Source organism: Chitinophaga sp. Cy-1792, from assembly GCF_011752935.1.
Taxonomy (GTDB): domain Bacteria; phylum Bacteroidota; class Bacteroidia; order Chitinophagales; family Chitinophagaceae; genus Chitinophaga.
This window is the reverse complement of the sequence record NZ_VWWO01000002.1, coordinates 2055766-2078232: the sequence shown is the minus strand read 5'-3', so window position 1 is coordinate 2078232 and position 22467 is coordinate 2055766. Positions and strand designations below refer to the sequence as shown.

Sequence of the window (22467 nt, the reverse complement as noted above, 5' to 3'; positions counted from 1 at the left end):
CGGTTACCGGTTTTACCTGATAACTGTTACTTCGCCTTTGATAACATTTGCTGTACCGTTGGCAGACTTCTTATATGTCAGCCACCACACATATGTTCCGATATCCACAGGTACGCCTTTGTATTTACCATCCCATCCTCTGTGTTGATCAGAAGAGATGAAGATCAGTTCACCCCAGCGGTTGAAGATGCGCAGTTCGTATTCGTACATTGGTCCGCGAACCACTGGTCTGAATACATCGTTACGTCCGTCGCCGTTAGGAGAGAAGGCGTTAGGGAATTCCGGTTTAGGTTCACATTCTGTGAAGTTTACGGTGATATTATCGGTAGCGCTGCCGCAATCATTGAACACGGTTACGGTGTAGTTACCGCTTTGTGTCACATTGAGTGTTGGAGCAGTGGAACCATTATCCCAGCGTACAGCAGTGATGCCAGTTCCCAGAGCACGGAGTGTGAGGGTTTCACCTTTACACATTACCGTGTCGTTACCCAGGTTCACTTTTGGTAATCCTGTTACAGCCACTTTCACGCTATCCATGTACACGCGCTGACAGAATTTATCCATTACTGCGATCTTGTATTTACCGGCAGCGGTGATAGCCTTAACCGGGTTAGGATCGCCGTCGTTCCAGAGGTAAGAGATAGCATTATCTGTAGTACCATCCAGTGTGATCGTGGTGCCAGGGCAGATATTTCTGTCAGGTCCCAGATCTACTTTGATTTCTGGTTTCAGTCTTACGTTAACGGTATCACGTACCACGCAGTTGTCTCTGCTTACAGCTACCCAGTATCCGCCAGGTTTGTTGACGATGATGGAGTTGCTGGTTTCACCTGTCAGCCATTGTACACGGCCTCCGTTGGTGTTTACTGTCAGCATGATAGACTGGTCAGGACAGATAGTCGTGTCGCGACTCAGGCTGATATCTGGTGGAGGGTTCACGCTTACTTTAACAGTATCGATCGTGATACAACCGCTCTTGGTAACTTTCACCCAGAAGTCTTCCTGTGTGCTTACCAGGATGGAAGAAGCGGTAGAACCGTTACTCCAGAGGTAAGTGGCGCCATTTACATAAGCATCCAGTTTAACTGACTGACCGCGGCAGATGGTAGTATCAGGGATCACTACCAGAGGAGTTGGTATCAGTCCAACTTTGATGGTATCGGTGGTCGCACATTGACCGTTAGATACATTCACCCAGTAAGTACCTGCTTTGGTTACGTTGATACGTTGTGTTGTTTCGCCGGTAGACCATTTGATGGTGTATCCGAAGTTAGCAGCACCTGCATCGAGTACCAGGCTGTTACCACCGCAGATGGTGGTGTCTTTGCCCAGTTTAACCACAGGTTTCTGGATGTATTTCAATGCATAGGTAACTGTATCAGAAGAACAGCCCGTGTTACCGTCAGTGATAATGAAGGAAGCACTTGTTGCGCCGTTCAGGTTGAATATGTTACCTGACTGTGTCATTGGCAGGCCGGTTACTGCATTTGAAGGCGTAACTGCTACCAGGGTATAGGTTGGACGGGTTACGTTACCTACACTTTCCAGGACTATTCTAGGATTGTCAGAACAGTTGGTTGGGATATTCGGATTCAGTTGTGGTTTATCACAAGGTTTGATGAATACATGCTGGATAACATCATTGGCTTTGTTGCCACAAGCATCGAGCACGGTCCATCTTCTGGTGATGGTATAACCCTTACAGATATCTTTCACATAAGGATCTTCACTGTAGGTAGCTTTCTTAGGGAAGCTTGGGTCACAGTTGTCCGTTGCGATGAGTGTCACCGGAGCCGGGATTTTATCCTGACAGTAGATGGTGATATCTGCTGGTTGACCGATGACTACCGGACGGGTAGTATCTACCACGGTAATTACCTGACGAACCACTGTTTTATTAGTACATGCATCGATGGCAGTCCATGTTCTGATGATGCGGTAGTTGTTGCCGCAAGCACCAGGGATGCTTTCAGTGGTGATGGTCCTGGTCACTTTCAGGCTTGTACCGGAGCTACAATTGTCTGTTGCTGTCACGTTAGGGTCTGGAGCAGGGATTGCATCACAGCTCACTGTTGTGTCGGCAGGAGGCATAATTGTAAACACAGGTTTGATCGTATCCTGAACGGTGATCATCTGCTGCATTTTAGCTACGTTGTTACAAGCATCTGTAGCAGTCCATGTTCTTACTTCTACATAGCTGCCGCTGCATGAACCAGGCAGTTTAACAATTTTAGAGTTAGTGACTACCTGAATACTGCCTGTGCAGTTGTCGGAAGCGCTGATAACAGGCCATCCTGGTACTTTGTCGCAATCAACCACGGTATCTTTAGGCGCCTGCATACTGAATACCGGACGGGTGGTATCCTGTACGTTGATGATCTGCTGAACAGTGGCTGCGTTACCGCATTCGTCTGTAGCTGTCCAGGTACGGTAGATCGTGTATTTGCTTTGACAATCACCTGGCTGACGTACGGTTACATCTTTGAATGTGGCCGTAATCACACCGGCAGTACAGTTATCGCTCGCTGTGAGGTTGGTGCCTTGCGGTACTTTATCACAGTCTACGGTAGTATTAGCCGGAGTAGGCATGGTGAACACCGGACGGGTAGTATCCTGTACAGTGATAATCTGTGTTAATGTAGCACCTGTGTTGCAGGCATCTCTGGCGGTCCATGTGCGGATCAGCTGGTAGCTGTTGGCACAGTTGCCTGGGATATCTTTTCTTACTTCCACAGGAACGATGGTGATATCGCCGCCGCAATCATCTTTAGCGATGAGGTTTACTTTGGCAGGTACTTTATCACAATCAACAGTTACGTTGGCAGGAGCAGTTGTTTTGAATACAGGAGCTTTTGTATCTACTACTGTAATTGTTTGAGATGTTTTCACACTCAGACCGCATCTGTCCATCGCAACCCATGTACGGGTGATTGTTTTCGTACATGCGTTAATGATAGTTGTTACATCGCTGAAGGTAACAGTCAGTTGTTCGTTGATATACGGCGTGTGGCTGAATACCGGTGTGCCGAACATGGTGGTATAGTCTTTATTCAGGACGCATTCGGTCGTGAATGAAGGCGGTGTAGTAGTTACGATCGGATTCTGGGTAACTACCACCAGGTTAACCACGTTGCTGATGTTGCTGATACAAGCACCAGAAGTAACCAGTCTTCTGTACCAGGTGTTGGCTGCGAGGATACCAGGTTGGTAGGTATCGTTGGTTGCGCCACTGATATTAGTGAACGGACCGGCTGCGCCATTGGTGCTGGACTGCCATTGGTAGGTATAGGTACCGTTACCGCCGGTCAGGATGCCACCAGTGAGGGCAGCAGCAGTTTCTGATTTACAGAGTGTCTGATCGCTGCTGATGGTGTTGTTCAGGATAGGTTTACGGTTGATCAGTGTTAAGCTGCTGCTGGAAGCATTACATACACCGTTGCTAACCACCCATGTCATCTGAACAGTTTCACCTGCCTGAACAGTGATTACAGCGTCTTTATCATTTTCGTTGCTGATAGTCACTTTCGTTTTGTCGCCACCAGTTACGATCCAGGTACCGATTGCACCCGCTACACCAGGATCACTTGCATGCATCTGGAAGTTAGCGTCGTCGCAATGTTCCTGGTTAGCGCCGGCAACGGCATCAACAGGTTTTTTGTAGTTGATGATGGTCACTTCATCTTCAGTAGAAGTACAGTTACCGTTAGAGATGGTCCATCTGAGAACGATGGTATCGCCAGGTTGTACTGTTACTGTTGCGTTATAAAGGTTTTTGTCAGAGATAGACGCGATACCTTTTACGATTGTCCACATACCGGTAGCAGTACTTACACTTGGTTTGTTAGCTGCGAGGGTAAATGGAGCGGCCTGGTTACATGCTGACTGATCAGGGCCTGCATCAGCTTTGTCAGCCGCGGCATAGTTGATCAGCGTTACAGTGCTACTGGTAGAAGTACAGCTTCCGTTGTAGATAGTCCACTGGAGAACTGCGCTGTTGCCAGGAGTCACGGTTACTGTTGTATTGTAAGCGTTAGGAGCGTGGATGGTTGCATTACCGGAAACCACTGTCCAGGTACCAAATGCTGTTGAAACATCCGGTTGGTTAGCTGCCATTACAAAGTCATCGCTGCTGTTACATTTTTCCTGGTTGCTACCTGCCACTGCTTTGCTCGCAGTTTTATAGTTAACAAGCGTAACAAGACTGGTGGTAGTGTCGCAGGTTCCGTTGTGGATAGTCCAGCGTAATACTGAGCTGTCACCAACAGGAACAGTAACAGGAGAAGCGTAATTATTTACTTGTTTAACGATAGCGTTACCATAAACTACTGTCCAGGTTCCAAATGCGGTCGTTACATCTGGTTTGTTGGCGTTCATGATAAAGTCGTTAGACGTAGCACATATTTTTTGATTAGTGCCTGCATTTGCAGCAGCAGCTTTCTTGTAGTTTACTACAGAGATCATTGCGCTGTCGCTTGCACAGTTACCACCTTCCACTTTCCATTTCAGTACAACACTGTCGCCAGGGAGTACATTGATTTCAGCATTTACGCTGTGTGGGTTGATGATAGAAGGTGTTGCATTACCAGACTGGGTAGTGAAGGATACCACACTCCATGTACCTACCTGTGGAATTGTTCCGGTTGCAGGCAGTGGAGTGGCATTCAGCATGAATGCGGTTTGTCTTTCACACTCTTTCAGGTCTTTACCTGCAATGGCTTTCGCTGCTGCAGCGTAGTTTTTGATAACCATGGTATCCGAAGTAGTAGCACAAGTACCACTGTATACAGTCCATACCAGTATTGCACTGTCACCTGGCTGTACATAAACACCTGCGTTATGAGCGGTGTCCGGAGTAGGCACAGGAACCTGTTGGTTACCGGAATAGATTACAGTCCATTTACCTGTCTGACGGATGTTACCAGTGATGGCAGGTACATCAGCAGCCAGTTGGAAGGTATCTTTTTTCTGACAAGCTTCTCTATCCAGCCCTGCGTAAGCTTTTACAGCAGGAGCGTAGTTATAGATAGCCATGGTGTCGGTATTAGCGGCACAGTTACCAGAGGTTACTGTCCATACCAGTTGAACGCTATCACCTACCGGAACTGAAACAGTTGCAGCTGGGTTGTTGAGCGAGGAAACCACTGGTACAGGGTTGGTTCCTTTATAGATTACTTTCCATGTACCAACCTGAGGAATATTTCCGGTAGTTGGTATTGGAGTTGCAGCCAGTTGGAAAGGAGTTGTTCTGTTACACTCTTTCTGATCAGCACCTGCGTTCGCATTTGCTGTAGCAGCATAATTGTAAATGGCAACGGTATCGGTAGTAGCAGCACAGTTACCGGCAGTTACTGTCCATACCAACTGTACGCTATCACCAGGAGCAACAGTGATGGTTGCATCAGGTTTGATGAGCGAAGAAGGAACCGGCGCTGCGTTGGAACCTTTATAGATCACGGTCCATGTACCTACCTGTGGAATGTTACCGGTAGTAGGCACCGGTGTTGCAGCCAGTTGGAACGGCGTAGTTCTGTTACATTCTTTCTGGTCAGCGCCTGCTTTAGCAGTAGCTGAAACAGCGTAGTTGTAAATCGATACGGTATCAGTAGTAGCAGCACAGTTACCGGAAGTTACGGTCCATACCAGTCTTACACTGTCACCAACAGGAACTGCAATTGTTGCAGCCGGGTCGTTGAGTGAAGAAACCACTGGTACAGGGTTGGTGCCTTTATAGATGACAGTCCATGTACCTACCTGTGGAATATTACCGGTAGCAGGTACTGGTGTAGCAGCCAGTTGGAACGGCGTAGTTCTGTTACATTCTTTCTGGTCAGCACCCGCTTTAGCAGTAGCAGTAGCAGGGTAGTTGTAGATCGCTACGGTATCGGTAGTAGCGGCACAGTTACCGGAAGTTACTGTCCATACCAGCTGAACGCTATCACCAACTGGAACGGTAATCGTTGCTGTTGGATTGTGGATGTCAGAAGGAACCGGCGCTGCGTTGGAACCTTTATAGATTACGGTCCATGTACCTATCTGTGGAATGTTACCGGTAGTAGGCACTGGAGTTGCTGTCAGTGTGAACGGCGATGTTCTGTTACATTCTTTCTGATCAGCACCTGCGTTAGCTTTAGCCGTAGCAGGGTAGTTGTAAATCGCTACGGTATCGGTAGTAGCAGCACAGTTACCAGAAGTTACTGTCCATACCAGTTGAACACTGTCACCAACAGGAACAGTGATGGTTGCTGTTGCGAGGTGAATGTCAGAAGGAACCGGCGCTGTGTTAGCACCTTTATAGATCACGGTCCATGTACCTACCTGTGGAATGTTACCGGTAGTAGGCACTGGTGTAGCAGCCAAGGTGAATGGCGTTGTTCTGTTACATTCTTTCTGGTCAGCACCCGCTTTAGCAGTAGCAGTAGCAGGGTAGTTGTAGATCGCTACGGTATCAGTAGTAGCGGCACAGTTACCAGAAGTTACTGTCCAAACCAGCTGAACACTGTCCCCAACAGGAACCGTGATGGTTGCTGCCGGATTGTGGATGTCAGAAGGAACTGGAGCGGTATTGGAACCTTTATAGATTACTGTCCATGTACCTACCTGTGGAATGTTTCCGGTAGTAGGCACTGGTGTAGCAGCCAGGTTGAATGCAGTAGTTCTGTTACATTCTTTCTGGTCCGCACCCGCGTTAGCTTTCGCTGCTGCCGCGTAGTTGTAAATCGCTACGGTATCGGTAGTAGCGGCACAGTTACCGGAAGTTACTGTCCAAACCAGCTGAACACTGTCACCAACAGGAACGGTAATAGTTGCTGTTGCGAGGTGAATGTCAGAAGGAACCGGCGCTGCGTTGGAACCTTTATAGATTACGGTCCATGTACCTATCTGTGGAATGTTACCGGTAGTAGGCACTGGAGTTGCTGTCAGTGTGAACGGTGTAGTTCTGTTACATTCTTTCTGGTCAGCACCCGCGTTAGCTTTGGCAGTAGCAGGGTAGTTGTAGATCGCTACGGTATCGGTAGTAGCGACACAGTTACCGGAAGTTACTGTCCAAACCAGCTGAACACTGTCACCAACAGGAACCGTGATGGTTGCTGCCGGATTATGGATGTCAGAAGGAACCGGCGCTGCGTTGGAACCTTTATAGATTACTGTCCATGTACCTACCTGTGGAATGTTACCGGTAGTAGGCACTGGCGTAGCAGCCAGGTTGAATGCAGTTGTTCTGTTACATTCTTTCTGGTCGGTACCTGCGTTAGCTTTCGCTGCTGCCGCGTAGTTGTAGATCGCTACGGTATCGGTAGTAGCGGCACAGTTACCAGAGGTTACTGTCCAAACCAATTGAACGCTATCACCAACTGGAACGGTAATGGTTGCTGCCGGATTGTGGATGTCAGAAGGAACCGGCGCTGCGTTAGCACCTTTATAGATTACGGTCCATGTACCTATCTGTGGAATGTTACCGGTAGCAGGCACTGGAGTTGCTGTCAGTGTGAACGGCGATGTTCTGTTACATTCTTTCTGATCAGCACCTGCGTTAGCTTTAGCCGTAGCAGGGTAGTTGTAAATCGCTACGGTATCGGTAGTAACGGCACAGTTACCAGAGGTTACTGTCCAAACCAGCTGAACACTGTCACCAACAGGAACAGTGATGGTTGCTGTTGCGAGGTGAATGTCAGAAGGAACCGGAGCGGTATTGGAACCTTTATAGATAACAGTCCATGTACCTACCTGTGGAATGTTTCCGGTAGTAGGCACCGGCGTAGCAGCCAGGGTGAACGGCGTAGTTCTGTTACATTCTTTCTGGTCAGCACCTGCATTGGCAGTAGCTGCCACCGCGTAGTTGTAGATTGCTACGGTATCGGTAGTAGCAGCACAGTTACCAGAGGTTACTGTCCATACCAGCTGAACGCTGTCGCCTACAGGAACAGTAATCGTTGCTGCCGGATTGTGAATGTCAGAAGGAACCGGCGCTGTGTTGGAACCTTTATAGATAACAGTCCATGTACCTACCTGTGCGATGTTACCGGTAGTAGGTACTGGTGTAGCTGTCAGGGTGAACGGCGTAGTTCTGTTACATTCTTTCTGGTCAGCACCCGCGTTAGCTTTCGCTGCTGCCGCGTAGTTGTAAATCGCTACGGTATCGGTAGTAGCGGCACAGTTACCGGAAGTTACTGTCCAAACCAGCTGAACACTGTCACCAACAGGAACGGTAATAGTTGCTGTTGCGAGGTGAATGTCAGAAGGAACCGGCGCTGCGTTGGAACCTTTATAGATTACGGTCCATGTACCTATCTGTGGAATGTTACCGGTAGTAGGCACTGGAGTTGCTGTCAGTGTGAACGGTGTAGTTCTGTTACATTCTTTCTGGTCAGCACCCGCGTTAGCTTTGGCAGTAGCAGGGTAGTTGTAGATCGCTACGGTATCGGTAGTAGCGACACAGTTACCGGAAGTTACTGTCCAAACCAGCTGAACACTGTCACCAACAGGAACCGTGATGGTTGCTGCCGGATTGTGAATGTCAGAAGGAACCGGCGCTGCGTTGTAACCTTTATAGATTACTGTCCATGTACCTACCTGTGGAATGTTACCGGTAGTAGGCACTGGCGTAGCAGCCAGGTTGAATGCAGTTGTTCTGTTACATTCTTTCTGGTCAGCACCTGCGTTAGCTTTCGCTGCTGCCGCGTAGTTGTAGATCGCTACGGTATCGGTAGTAGCAGCACAGTTACCGGAAGTTACTGTCCAAACCAGCTGAACACTGTCACCAACTGGAACGGTAATCGTTGCTGTTGCGAGGTGAATGTCAGAAGGAACCGGCGCTGCGTTGTAACCTTTATAAATAACGGTCCATGTACCTACCTGTGGAATGTTTCCGGTAGTAGGCACCGGCGTAGCAGCCAGGGTGAACGGCGTAGTTCTGTTACATTCTTTCTGGTCAGCACCTGCATTGGCAGTAGCTGCCACCGCGTAGTTGTAGATTGCTACGGTATCGGTAGTAGCAGCACAGTTACCAGAAGTTACTGTCCAAACCAGCTGAACACTGTCACCAACAGGAACGGTGATGGTTGCTGTTGCGAGGTGAATGTCAGAAGGAACCGGCGCTGTGTTAGCACCTTTATAGATAACAGTCCATGTACCTACCTGTGGAATGTTTCCGGTAGTAGGCACTGGTGTAGCAGCCAGGTTGAATGCAGTTGTTCTGTTACATTCTTTCTGGTCAGTACCTGCGTTAGCTTTCGCTGCTGCCGCGTAGTTGTAAATCGCTACGGTATCGGTAGTAGCGGCACAGTTACCGGAAGTTACTGTCCAAACCAGCTGAACACTGTCACCAACAGGAACGGTGATGGTTGCTGCCGGATTGTGGATGTCAGAAGGAGCAGGAGCGGTATTGGAACCTTTATAAATAACGGTCCATGTACCTACCTGTGGAATGTTACCGGTAGTAGGCACCGGCGTAGCAGCCAGGTTGAATGCAGTTGTTCTGTTACATTCTTTCTGGTCAGCACCCGCGTTAGCTTTCGCTGCTGCCGCGTAGTTGTAGATTGCTACGGTATCGGTAGTAGCTGCACAGTTACCGGAAGTTACTGTCCAAACCAGCTGAACACTGTCACCAACAGGAACGGTGATCGTTGCTGCTGGATTGTGAATGTCAGAAGGAACCGGCGCTGTGTTGGAACCTTTATAGATTACTGTCCATGTACCTACCTGTGGAATGTTACCGGTAGTAGGCACTGGTGTAGCTGTCAGGGTGAATGGCGATGTTCTGTTACATTCTTTCTGGTCAGCACCTGCGTTAGCTTTGGCAGTAGCAGGGTAGTTGTAGATCGCTACGGTATCAGTAGTAGCAGCACAGTTACCGGAAGTTACTGTCCAAACCAGCTGAACACTGTCACCAACAGGGACAGTGATGTTTGCTGCCGGATTGTGAATGTCAGAAGGAACCGGAGCGGTATTGGAACCTTTATAGATCACGGTCCATGTACCTACCTGTGGAATATTACCGGTAGTAGGCACTGGTGTAGCAGCCAGGTTGAATGCAGTTGTTCTGTTACATTCTTTCTGGTCAGCACCTGCGTTAGCTTTAGCAGTAGCAGGATAGTTGTAAATCGCTACGGTGTCGGTAGTAGCAGCACAGTTACCAGAGGTTACTGTCCAAACCAGCTGAACACTGTCACCAACAGGAACGGTGATCGTTGCTGCCGGATTGTGGATGTCAGAAGGAACCGGAGCGGTATTGGAACCTTTATAGATCACGGTCCATGTACCTACCTGTGGAATATTACCGGTAGTAGGCACTGGTGTAGCTGTCAGGGTGAATGGCGATGTTCTGTTACATTCTTTCTGGTCAGCACCTGCGTTAGCTTTGGCAGTAGCAGGGTAGTTGTAGATCGCTACGGTATCGGTAGTAGCAGCACAGTTACCAGAGGTTACTGTCCAAACCAGCTGAACACTGTCACCAACAGGAACGGTAATCGTTGCTGCCGGATTGTGGATGTCAGAAGGAGCAGGAGCGGTATTGGAACCTTTATAGATAACAGTCCATGTACCTACCTGCGCGATGTTACCGGTAGTAGGTACTGGCGTAGCAGCCAGGTTGAATGCAGTAGTTCTGTTACATTCTTTCTGGTCAGCACCCGCTTTAGCAGTAGCAGTAGCAGGGTAGTTGTAAATCGCTACGGTATCGGTAGTAGTGGCACAGTTACCGGAAGTTACTGTCCAAACCAGCTGAACACTGTCACCAACAGGAACGGTAATCGTTGCTGCTGGATTGTGGATGTCAGAAGGAACTGGAGCGGTATTGGAACCTTTATAAATCACAGTCCATGTACCTACCTGTGGAATGTTACCGGTAGTAGGCACCGGCGTAGCAGCCAGGTTGAATGCAGTTGTTCTGTTACATTCTTTCTGGTCCGCACCTGCATTAGCTTTCGCTGCTGCCGCGTAGTTGTAAATCGCTACGGTGTCGGTAGTAGCGGTACAGTTACCGGAAGTTACTGTCCAAACTAGCTGAACACTGTCACCAACAGGAACGGTGATCGTTGCTGCCGGATTGTGGATGTCAGAAGGAGCAGGAGCGGTATTGGAACCTTTATAGATAACAGTCCATGTACCTACCTGTGGAATGTTACCGGTAGTAGGTACTGGCGTAGCAGCCAGGTTGAATGCAGTAGTTCTGTTACATTCTTTCTGGTCAGCACCCGCTTTAGCAGTAGCAGTAGCAGGGTAGTTGTAAATCGCTACGGTATCGGTAGTAGCAGCACAGTTACCAGAAGTTACTGTCCAAACCAGCTGAACACTGTCACCAACAGGAACCGTGATGGTTGCTGTTGGATTGTGGATGTCAGAAGGAACCGGAGCGGTATTGGAACCTTTATAGATCACTGTCCATGTACCTACCTGCGGAATATTACCGGTAGTAGGCACTGGCGTAGCAGCCAGGTTGAATGCAGTTGTTCTGTTACATTCTTTCTGGTCAGCACCTGCATTGGCAGTAGCTGCTGCCGCGTAGTTGTAAATAGCTACGGTATCAGTAGTAGCAGCACAGTTACCAGAGGTTACTGTCCAAACCAGTTGCACACTGTCACCAACAGGAACCGTAATGGTTGCTGCCGGATTGTGAATGTCAGAAGGAACCGGAGTGGTATTGGAACCTTTATAGATAACAGTCCATGTACCTACCTGTGGTATGTTACCGGTAGTAGGCACTGGTGTAGCTGTCAGTGTGAATGGCGATGTTCTGTTACATTCTTTCTGGTCAGCACCTGCGTTAGCTTTGGCCGTAGCAGGGTAGTTGTAAATAGCTACGGTATCGGTAGTAGCGGCACAGTTACCAGAGGTTACTGTCCAAACCAGCTGAACACTGTCACCAACAGGAACGGTAATCGTTGCTGTTGGATTGTGGATGTCAGAAGGAACCGGCGCTGCGTTGGAACCTTTATAAATCACGGTCCATGTACCTACCTGTGGAATGTTTCCGGTAGTAGGCACAGGTGTAGCAGCCAGGTCGAATGCAGTTGTTCTGTTACATTCTTTCTGGTCAGCACCTGCGTTAGCTTTGGCAGTAGCAGGGTAGTTGTAAATCGCTACGGTATCGGTAGTAGCGGCACAGTTACCGGAAGTTACTGTCCAAACCAGCTGAACACTGTCACCAACAGGAACGGTAATCGTTGCTGTTGGATTGTGGATGTCAGAAGGAACCGGTGCAGTATTGGAACCTTTATAAATCACAGTCCATGTACCTACCTGTGGAATGTTACCGGTAGTAGGCACCGGCGTAGCAGCCAGGTTGAATGCAGTAGTTCTGTTACATTCTTTCTGGTCAGCACCTGCGTTAGCTTTCGCTGCTTCCGCGTAGTTGTAGATTGCTACGGTATCAGTAGTAGCTGCACAGTTACCAGAAGTTACTGTCCAAACCAGCTGAACACTGTCACCAACAGGAACGGTGATAGTTGCTGCCGGATTGTGGATGTCAGAAGGAACCGGTGCAGTATTGGAACCTTTATAAATAACGGTCCATGTACCTACCTGTGGAATATTACCGGTAGTAGGCACTGGTGTTGCTGTCAGGGTGAATGGCGATGTTCTGTTACATTCTTTCTGGTCAGCACCTGCGTTAGCTTTGGCAGTAGCAGGATAGTTGTAAATCGCTACGGTATCGGTAGTAGCAGCACAGTTACCAGAGGTTACTGTCCATACCAGCTGAACACTGTCACCAACAGGAACAGTGATAGTTGCTGCCGGATTGTGAATGTCAGAAGGAACCGGAGCAGTATTGGAACCTTTATAAATCACTGTCCATGTACCTACCTGTGGAATGTTACCGGTAGTAGGCACTGGCGTAGCAGCCAGGTTGAATGCAGTTGTTCTGTTACATTCTTTCTGGTCCGGACCTGCATTAGCTTTCGCTGCAGCCGCGTAGTTGTAAATCGCTACGGTATCGGTAGTAGCAGCACAGTTACCGGAAGTTACCGTCCATACCAGTTGAACACTGTCACCAGGTGCAACAGTAATGGTTGCATCAGGTTTAGTATAAGATGAAGGAACTGGTGCGGTGTTGGAACCTTTATAGATTACTGTCCATGTACCTACCTGTGGAATATTACCGGTAGTAGGAAGTGGTGTAGCCGCAAGTTGGAATGGCGCAGTTCTGTTACATTCTTTCTGGTCAGCACCTGCATTGGCAGTAGCTGCTACCGCGTAGTTATAGATTGCTACGGTATCAGTAGTAGCGGCACAGTTACCAGAAGTTACTGTCCATACCAGCTGAACACTGTCACCAACAGGAACCGTGATGGTTGCTGCCGGATTGTGGATGTCAGAAGGAGTAGGAGCGGTATTGGAACCTTTATAAATCACAGTCCATGTACCTACCTGTGCGATGTTACCGGTAGTAGGTACTGGTGTAGCTGTCAGTGTGAATGGCGATGTTCTGTTACATTCTTTCTGGTCTGCACCTGCGTTAGCTTTGGCAGTAGCAGGATAGTTGTAAATCGCTACGGTATCGGTAGTAGCGGCACAGTTACCGGAAGTTACTGTCCAAACCAGCTGAACACTGTCACCAACAGGAACGGTAATCGTTGCTGCTGGATTGTGGATGTCAGAAGGAACCGGTGCAGTATTGGAACCTTTATAGATTACGGTCCATGTACCTACCTGTGGAATGTTACCGGTAGTAGGCACTGGCGTAGCAGCCAGGTTGAATGCAGTTGTTCTGTTACATTCTTTCTGGTCGGTACCTGCGTTAGCTTTCGCTGCTGCCGCATAGTTGTAGATTGCTACGGTATCAGTAGTAGCGGCACAGTTACCAGAGGTTACTGTCCAAACCAGCTGAACACTGTCACCAACAGGAACGGTGATCGTTGCTGCTGGATTGTGAATGTCAGAAGGAACCGGCGCTGCGTTGGAACCTTTATAGATCACAGTCCATGTACCTACCTGTGGAATGTTACCGGTAGTAGGCACCGGTGTTGCTGTCAGGGTGAACGGTGTAGTTCTGTTACATTCTTTCTGGTCAGCACCCGCTTTAGCAGTAGCCGTAGCAGGGTAGTTGTAAATAGCTACGGTATCGGTAGTAGCAGCACAGTTACCAGAGGTTACTGTCCAAACCAGCTGAACACTGTCACCAACAGGGACAGTGATAGTTGCTGCCGGATTGTGAATGTCAGAAGGAACCGGAGCGGTATTGGAACCTTTATAGATTACGGTCCATGTACCTACCTGTGGAATATTACCGGTAGTAGGCACTGGTGTAGCAGCCAGGTTGAATGCAGTAGTTCTGTTACATTCTTTCTGGTCAGCACCTGCATTAGCTTTCGCTGCTGCCGCGTAGTTGTAAATCGCTACGGTATCGGTAGTAGCAGCACAGTTACCGGAAGTTACCGTCCATACCAGTTGAACACTGTCACCAGGTGCAACAGTAATGGTTGCATCAGGTTTAGTATAAGATGAAGGAACTGGTGCGGTGTTGGAACCTTTATAGATTACTGTCCATGTACCTACCTGTGGAATATTACCGGTAGTAGGAAGTGGTGTAGCCGCAAGTTGGAATGGCGCAGTTCTGTTACATTCTTTCTGGTCAGCACCTGCATTGGCAGTAGCTGCTACCGCGTAGTTATAGATTGCTACGGTATCAGTAGTAGCTGCACAGTTACCAGAGGTTACTGTCCAAACCAGCTGAACACTGTCACCAACAGGAACCGTGATGATTGCTGTTGGATTATGAATATCAGAAGGAACTGGCGCTGTGTTGGAACCTTTATAGATCACGGTCCATGTACCTACCTGTGCGATGTTACCGGTAGTAGGCACTGGTGTAGCTGTCAGGGTGAACGGCGTAGTTCTGTTACATTCTTTCTGGTCTGCACCTGCGTTAGCTTTAGCAGTAGCAGGATAGTTGTAAATCGCTACGGTGTCGGTAGTAGCGGCACAGTTACCAGAGGTTACTGTCCATACCAGCTGAACACTGTCACCAACAGGAACCGTGATGGTTGCTGTTGGATTGTGGATGTCAGAAGGAACTGGAGCGGTATTGGAACCTTTATAGATAACAGTCCATGTACCTACCTGTGGAATGTTACCGGTAGTAGGCACCGGAGTTGCTGTCAGTGTGAATGGCGTTGTTCTGTTACATTCTTTCTGGTCAGCACCCGCGTTAGCTTTCGCTGCTGCCGCGTAGTTGTAAATCGCTACGGTATCGGTAGTAGCAGCACAGTTACCGGAAGTTACTGTCCAAACCAGCTGAACACTATCACCAACAGGAACAGTAATCGTTGCTGTTGGATTGTGGATGTCAGAAGGAACCGGAGCGGTATTGGAACCTTTATAGATTACTGTCCATGTACCTACCTGTGGAATGTTACCGGTAGTAGGCACTGGCGTAGCTGTCAGGGTGAATGGCGATGTTCTGTTACATTCTTTCTGGTCAGCACCTGCGTTAGCTTTGGCAGTAGCAGGGTAGTTGTAAATAGCTACGGTATCGGTAGTAGCGGCACAATTACCAGAGGTTACTGTCCATACCAGTTGAACACTATCACCAACAGGAACCGTGATAGTTGCTGCTGGATTGTGAATGTCAGAAGGAACCGGAGCGGTATTGGAACCTTTATAGATTACTGTCCATGTACCTACCTGTGGAATGTTACCGGTAGTAGGCACTGGCGTAGCAGCCAGGTTGAATGCAGTAGTTCTGTTACATTCTTTCTGATCAGCACCTGCATTAGCTTTCGCTGCTGCCGCGTAGTTGTAAATCGCTACGGTATCGGTAGTAGCAGCACAGTTACCGGAAGTTACCGTCCATACCAGTTGAACACTGTCACCAGGCGCAACAGTGATGGTTGCATCAGGTTTAGTATAAGATGAAAGAACTGGTGCGGTATTGGAACCTTTATAGATTACGGTCCATGTACCTACCTGTGGAATATTACCGGTAGTAGGAAGTGGTGTAGCCGCAAGTTGGAATGGCGTAGTTCTGTTACATTCTTTCTGGTCAGCACCTGCATTGGCAGTAGCTGCTACCGCGTAGTTATAGATTGCTACGGTATCAGTAGTAGCAGCACAGTTACCAGAGGTTACTGTCCAAACCAGCTGAACACTGTCACCAACAGGAACCGTGATGGTTGCTGCCGGATTGTGGATGTCAGAAGGAGCAGGAGCGGTATTGGAACCTTTATAGATAACAGTCCATGTACCTACCTGTGCGATGTTACCGGTAGTAGGTACTGGTGTAGCTGTCAGGGTGAATGGCGATGTTCTGTTACATTCTTTCTGGTCAGCACCTGCGTTAGCTTTGGCAGTAGCAGGATAGTTGTAAATCGCTACGGTATCGGTAGTAGCGGCACAGTTACCAGAGGTTACTGTCCATACCAGCTGAACACTGTCACCAACAGGAACAGTAATGGTTGCTGCCGGATTGTGAATGTCAGAAGGAACCGGTGCAGTATTGGAACCTTTATAGATTACGGTCCATGTACCTACCTGTGGAATGTTTCCGGTAGCAGGCACTGGTGTAGCTGTCAGGGTGAATGGCGTAATTCTGTTACATTCTTTCTGGTCAGCACCCGCGTTAGCTTTCGCTGCTGCCGCGTAGTTGTAAATCGCTACGGTATCGGTAGTAGCGGCACAGTTACCAGAAGTTACTGTCCAAACCAGTTGAATACTGTCACCAACAGGAACGGTGATCGTTGCTGCCGGATTGTGAATGTCAGACGGAACCGGCGCTGCGTTAGCACCTTTATAGATAACAGTCCATGTACCTACCTGTGGAATGTTTCCGGTAGTAGGCACTGGTGTAGCAGCCAGGGTGAATGGTGTTGTTCTGTTACATTCTTTCTGGTCAGCACCTGCATTAGCTTTAGCCGTAGCAGGGTAGTTGTAAATCGCTACGGTATCGGTAGTAGCGGCACAGTTACCGGAAGTTACAGTCCAAACCAGTTGAACACTGTCACCAACAGGAACGGTGATGGTTGCTGCCGGATTGTGAATGTCAGAAGGAACTGGAGCGGTGTTGGAACCTTTATAGATTACTGTCCATGTACCTACCTGTGGAATGTTACCGGTAGTAGGCACTGGTGTAGCAGCCAGGGTGAATGGTGTAGTTCTGTTACATTCTTTCTGGTCAGCACCTGCGTTAGCTTTAGCCGTAGCAGGGTAGTTGTAAATTGCTACGGTATCGGTAGTAACGGCACAGTTACCGGAAGTTACCGTCCATACCAGTTGAACGCTGTCACCAGGCGCAACAGTGATGGTTGCATCAGGTTTAGTATAAGATGAAGGAACCGGTGTGGTGTTGGAACCTTTATATATAACAGTCCATGTACCTACCTGTGGAATATTACCGGTAGTAGGTAGCGGTGTGGCCGAGAGTTGGAATGGTGTAGTTCTGTTACATTCTTTCTGGTCAGCACCTGCGTTAGCTTTAGCCGCCACCGCGTAGTTATAGATTGCTACAGTATCGGTAGTAGCGGCACAGTTACCGGAAGTTACTGTCCAAACCAGCTGAACACTGTCACCAACAGGAACAGTGATCGTCGCTGCCGGATTATGAATGTCAGAAGGAACTGGAGCGGTGTTGGCACCTTTATAAATAACAGTCCACGTACCTACCTGTGCGATGTTACCGGTAGTGGGTACTGGTGTTGCTGTCAGGGTGAACGGCGTAGTTCTGTTACATTCTTTCTGGTCAGCACCTGCGTTAGCTTTAGCCGTAGCAGGGTAGTTGTAAATCGCTACAGTATCGGTAGTAGCGGCACAGTTACCAGAGGTTACTGTCCAAACCAGCTGAACACTGTCACCAACAGGAACAGTAATCGTTGCTGCTGGATTGTGAATGTTAGAAGGAACTGGAGCGGTGTTGGCACCTTTATAAATAACGGTCCATGTACCTACCTGTGGAATGTTACCGGTAGCAGGCACCGGAGTTGCTGTCAGTGTGAATGGCGTAGTTCTGTTACATTCTTTCTGGTCAGCACCTGCGTTAGCTTTCGCTGCTGCCGCGTAGTTGTAAATCGCTACGGTATCGGTAGTAGCGGCACAGTTACCAGAGGTAACTGTCCATACCAGCTGAACACTGTCACCAACAGGAACAGTAATCGTTGCTGCCGGATTGTGAATGTCAGAAGGAACTGGTGCGGTGTTGGAACCTTTATAGATAACGGTCCATGTACCTACCTGTGGAATGTTACCGGTAGTAGGCACCGGAGTTGCTGTCAGTGTGAATGGCGTAGTTCTGTTACATTCTTTCTGGTCAGCACCCGCGTTAGCTGTAGCTGTAGCCGGGTAATTGTAAATGGCTACAGTATCAGTAGTAGCAGCACAGTTACCAGAGGTTACTGTCCAAACCAGCTGAACACTGTCACCAACAGGAACCGAGATGGTTGCTGCCGGATTGTGAATGTCAGAAGGAACCGGAGCGGTATTGGAACCTTTATAGATTACGGTCCATGTACCTACCTGTGGAATGTTACCAGTTGATGCTGGTTTGGTAGCTGTCAGGGTGAATGGCGTAGTTCTGTTACATTCTTTCTGATCAGCACCTGCATTGGCAGCAGCTGCGGCTGCATAATTATAGAGTGCAACTGTATCTGTTGAAATGCCGCAGGTACCACTGGTGATCGTCCATACCAGGCGAACACTGTCGCCGACAGGAACCAGGATAGCCGCATCCGGAGATGTGGCACTGATTACAACAGGAGTAGCTTTGCTACCATAATATATTACGGTCCATTTACCAGTTTGAGGAATATTACCAGTTACAGCAGGTGCATTACCATGGATACGGAATGAATCTGTTTTCTGACACTCGCTCTGGTCCGGGCCGGCATTTGCTACAGTTGGTGTAGCGTAGTTAAAGAGTTTTACTGTTGCACTTAAAGAGTCACAAATACCATTACCCACAGACCATTTCAGCATTACTGAATCGCCCGCAGGAACAAATACATTGGTAGTAGGACTGTTTGGATTGGCAATATTGATGCCACTAGGATTGGAACTGATGATGGTCCATACACCTGCGGCGCCTGGAGTCGTAATTGCACTTGCATTTACAGTGAATGAACTGTTATTACACTGTGGAGAAACATTGGCAATTGTTGGCTGTGCAGGTTTTGGATAAACAGTTATCGGAATGGCAACACAAACGCTGTTTCCACATACGCCTGCACTTTCTGCTCTGACATAATAAGTGGTGGAAGTGGTAACGTTTCTGAATACGACAACAGAATTATCTGCGCTGGCGCTGTCTGGTGTTACGGCAACGCTGCCGGCAGTACCAGGACATGCACCTTTATACCATTTCCAGGTGGCATTGGTAGTACCATCAGGAGCTGTTCCCAGTGAACCGCCCTGTAATGCAAGCCTTACATCTCCCTTGTCACAGAAGCTGGCAACTGCCGGCGTGATGCTGGTAGGAGGGGTAGATGGCTTGGTCAGCACTACGGTGAAGGTTACATTAGTCGTACAGCCATCGTATGGATTACCGGTTGTTGTATTGGCTTCCCATACAGACATCACAAAGGTATAGGTACCAGGTGCTGTATTGGCAGGGATGGCCAGATCATAATTACTGTTGGTATTCAGTTTACCACCTGTTATGGTAGTAAATCCAGGCATTGCATTTGGTGCAAGCGCAGAAATGCTGAAGTTGGTAATATTTGAACTTGCAGTACCGATGTTCAGCGTTACTTTGTTATCGCTGCTACAACCTGTTACCGGTGTATTGGTAATAGTAATAGATGGCGGTAATTTCAGCGTCAGCTTCATGGTACCGGTAGTGTTACCGGCGCAATAGGTGCTGGTGATTTTGTAAGTCAGGGTAACAGTAGTAGCACTGGACATTGTATAGTTGGCCTGTGTGCTATAGCTGTTAGGGTTAGTGAATGTCACTGCACCACTGCTGGATGTCCATGTTCCGATTTCGCCCGGACCAGGAGGTGTAGCTGTAACCTGAACACTGCCTTTTGAACCAACTGCGGCGCAGAGCGTTACGTCGGTCATTGGCAGCTGCGATGTAATCGGCGGAACGTTGAACAATATAATCTTCGCACTGCTGGAGCAATCAGACTTGTTCACGTTGGAAATTGTCCATACCAGGGTATCTCTTACGCCTGGAGGTACGGTTACTGTTGTGGTCGGGCTATTATAATTATTAATAACACTACCATGACTGAAACCCGAATAGAATGACCAGACACCCTGCTCTCCTGTAGCTGGTTTTGATGCAGCCATGGTGAAGGATGTGTTGGTACACTGGATTAAACTATCATAGGTGGTTTTGGCAACAGGAATTGCATAGACGTTCACCGGAATAGAATCTTTCACGGTACATACGCCTTTGACAACTGTTGCCTTGATATAGTTCAGGCCTGCATGACTGAACACAGCATTTGTTAACTGATTCGTTTTGCTGGCATAGAGGGTGTCAGCAGCTGTAAATGGTGTCCATTTACCGTTCCAGGTAATATTATAGGCATTATTTGCCGCATCGATATAGAATCTGGACGGTACAGTGGAACCCAGACAGAATGAGGTCACATCCGCACTGACTTTTACAGTCGGAGGATCATCTACAACTACCTTGGCATAACCGGTATCTGTACAGGTACGGCCATTACCATAGTCGGCAATACCCACGGCTGAGTATTCCGTATTTACTGTCGGGTAATCGACGACCGTTATATCAGTATACCCGGGTGGTTGTATCCATTCATACCGGGAGAAAAGACCCGTAACCGTCATTTCCAGTTTGTCGCCCTTACATATTCGTCCCGACGACAGATTTACGATCGGTTTAGGAAGAATGGTAATGGTGATTGGGCTGGACGGCATTGCACAGGAACTGGTGCTCCCTAATTCAAACATTGTTAAACGATAATACCGGACGATCGGTTTAGTTGGATCTCCGGTTAATGCGCCTGGTAAGAAATGTAGAATGGCCGATTTGCTTCCGTTTCTGATGGTTTCTGTCAGATGTGTTGATGTATTGACTCCTACAGAATCCTGGAGATTAAACCAGGTGGAATCGTCGTAACTATATTGCCATTGAAATTGTGGGTTTGTGTAATAGGTTTTGTCGTAGGATGCTGTCAGGTCAATAGGAGAACCGGCACATTGTACTGATTCTGTTACACCGTCTTCTACCAGACCATCTACATATCCCGCAAATTGTGGGGGACAGTAACTAAAGTTGATATCATCTATCGCAATATCATTTCCACATCCTCCTTTATTATTATTTCTGATTTTTAGTATCAGCTTTGTATCTGTAGCATTTACACGGAACGATCCGCCATATTGTAACCATTTGGTGGAGTTGGAGTCCAGGTTCATGGATACGTCGTAGGTATTGAAAGATGCTCTTAGGTTAGTACCTGTCGCATCCCATATCTCAAAGGTTACCCCGGCGTATCGATATCCTCCGTCTGGATTTCCCTGTCTACAGGTAGAGTTGAATACTTCAGGGGTATTTACGTTCAGGAACCAGGCCGTAAAGTTATAGTTGGACCCCGGGCATACCGTCACTGTTGTCTGATAAAAGACGTTAGGGGCGAGTGCCGCATTTGCGATCAGCATACCGCCATGATAAACGGTATCTTTTGTGACACTTAATGAATCCCCTGTGTGATCCAATACATTATCCCACTCTTGTTTTAACCTGGAATTCCAGTAAATAGCATAGCTATTGTCCGGGAAGCTCCCCGTTTTACTATCATTGTAATATATATTTGAATTTTTGTTATACCCGATAACTGCGCTGGAAAAACGCGGTATAGTGTCTGGGACGATTTTATAGGGAACTTTTGCCGTTTGTGGTACTGCCAGTTTTGCAGCCCTGAAAAAGCCAAAGTTTTCCGTAAAGTCTCCGACCATTTTAGCCGTGCTATTGCGATAACATTTCGGGATGGCGCAGTCTTTTGCAAAAATTGTTCTTGTAACCGTGGCGTTGTAGATCTTTGTTGCATCCTTGCCAATGTAATAATAAATTTTAGCAGTGACTGTGTAAGTCGTGTTCGGTAGCAATAACCGCAGGGTCAGGGCGTTGGAATTATAAGGTCCCCACGCAGGCTGGCCGGTCAAACTCGACAGTGGCGCCTGCCCCGCACCGTTGTTATTGAACAATACAGTAAAGGCACCGCTGGTTCCCGGTGTGATCGTCCAGTCCACCTTCGTATTCGTGTAGTTATAATTGCCGTTCCACATGAAGGCGTTTATACTCACATACGAAGGGTTGTCCGTAGTGCTGGTACAGGTGGTCGTTGGGATGTTGATGTAAGGTTGATCCCCAACACCATCAGGTGGCGACGCCTGCGCCAGGAGTTTGTCTGGCAGCGCGAACGACAGTATCAGCAATATGAGGGTAAGAAATCTTTTCATAGGTGTATTCAGTTAAATCAAAAAAGCATTAGGATCAAACGGTTAGGTAGCCGTCAATCCGTACAATACTGATACTGTATACATCGATGAAAATCGGCGGGAATACGC

General features: G+C 48.1%; 1 protein-coding gene. It reads right to left on the bottom strand.

Annotated elements, in window-relative coordinates; all coding sequences use genetic code 11:
• Window positions 1-12: 12 nt before the first annotated feature.
• Window positions 13-22359: a gliding motility-associated C-terminal domain-containing protein gene (locus F3J22_RS22590; RefSeq protein WP_167020193.1), complete on the bottom strand. Its 22347-nt coding sequence runs from the start codon at window positions 22357-22359 to the stop codon at window positions 13-15.
• Between the last annotated feature and the right edge of the window lie 108 nt (window positions 22360-22467).

What these genes read in the sequence shown, in the direction of transcription:
- F3J22_RS22590 (WP_167020193.1), bottom strand. Translation starts at nt 22,359, where the DNA reads ATGAAAAGATTTCTTACCCTCATATTGCTGATACTGTCGTTCGCGCTG.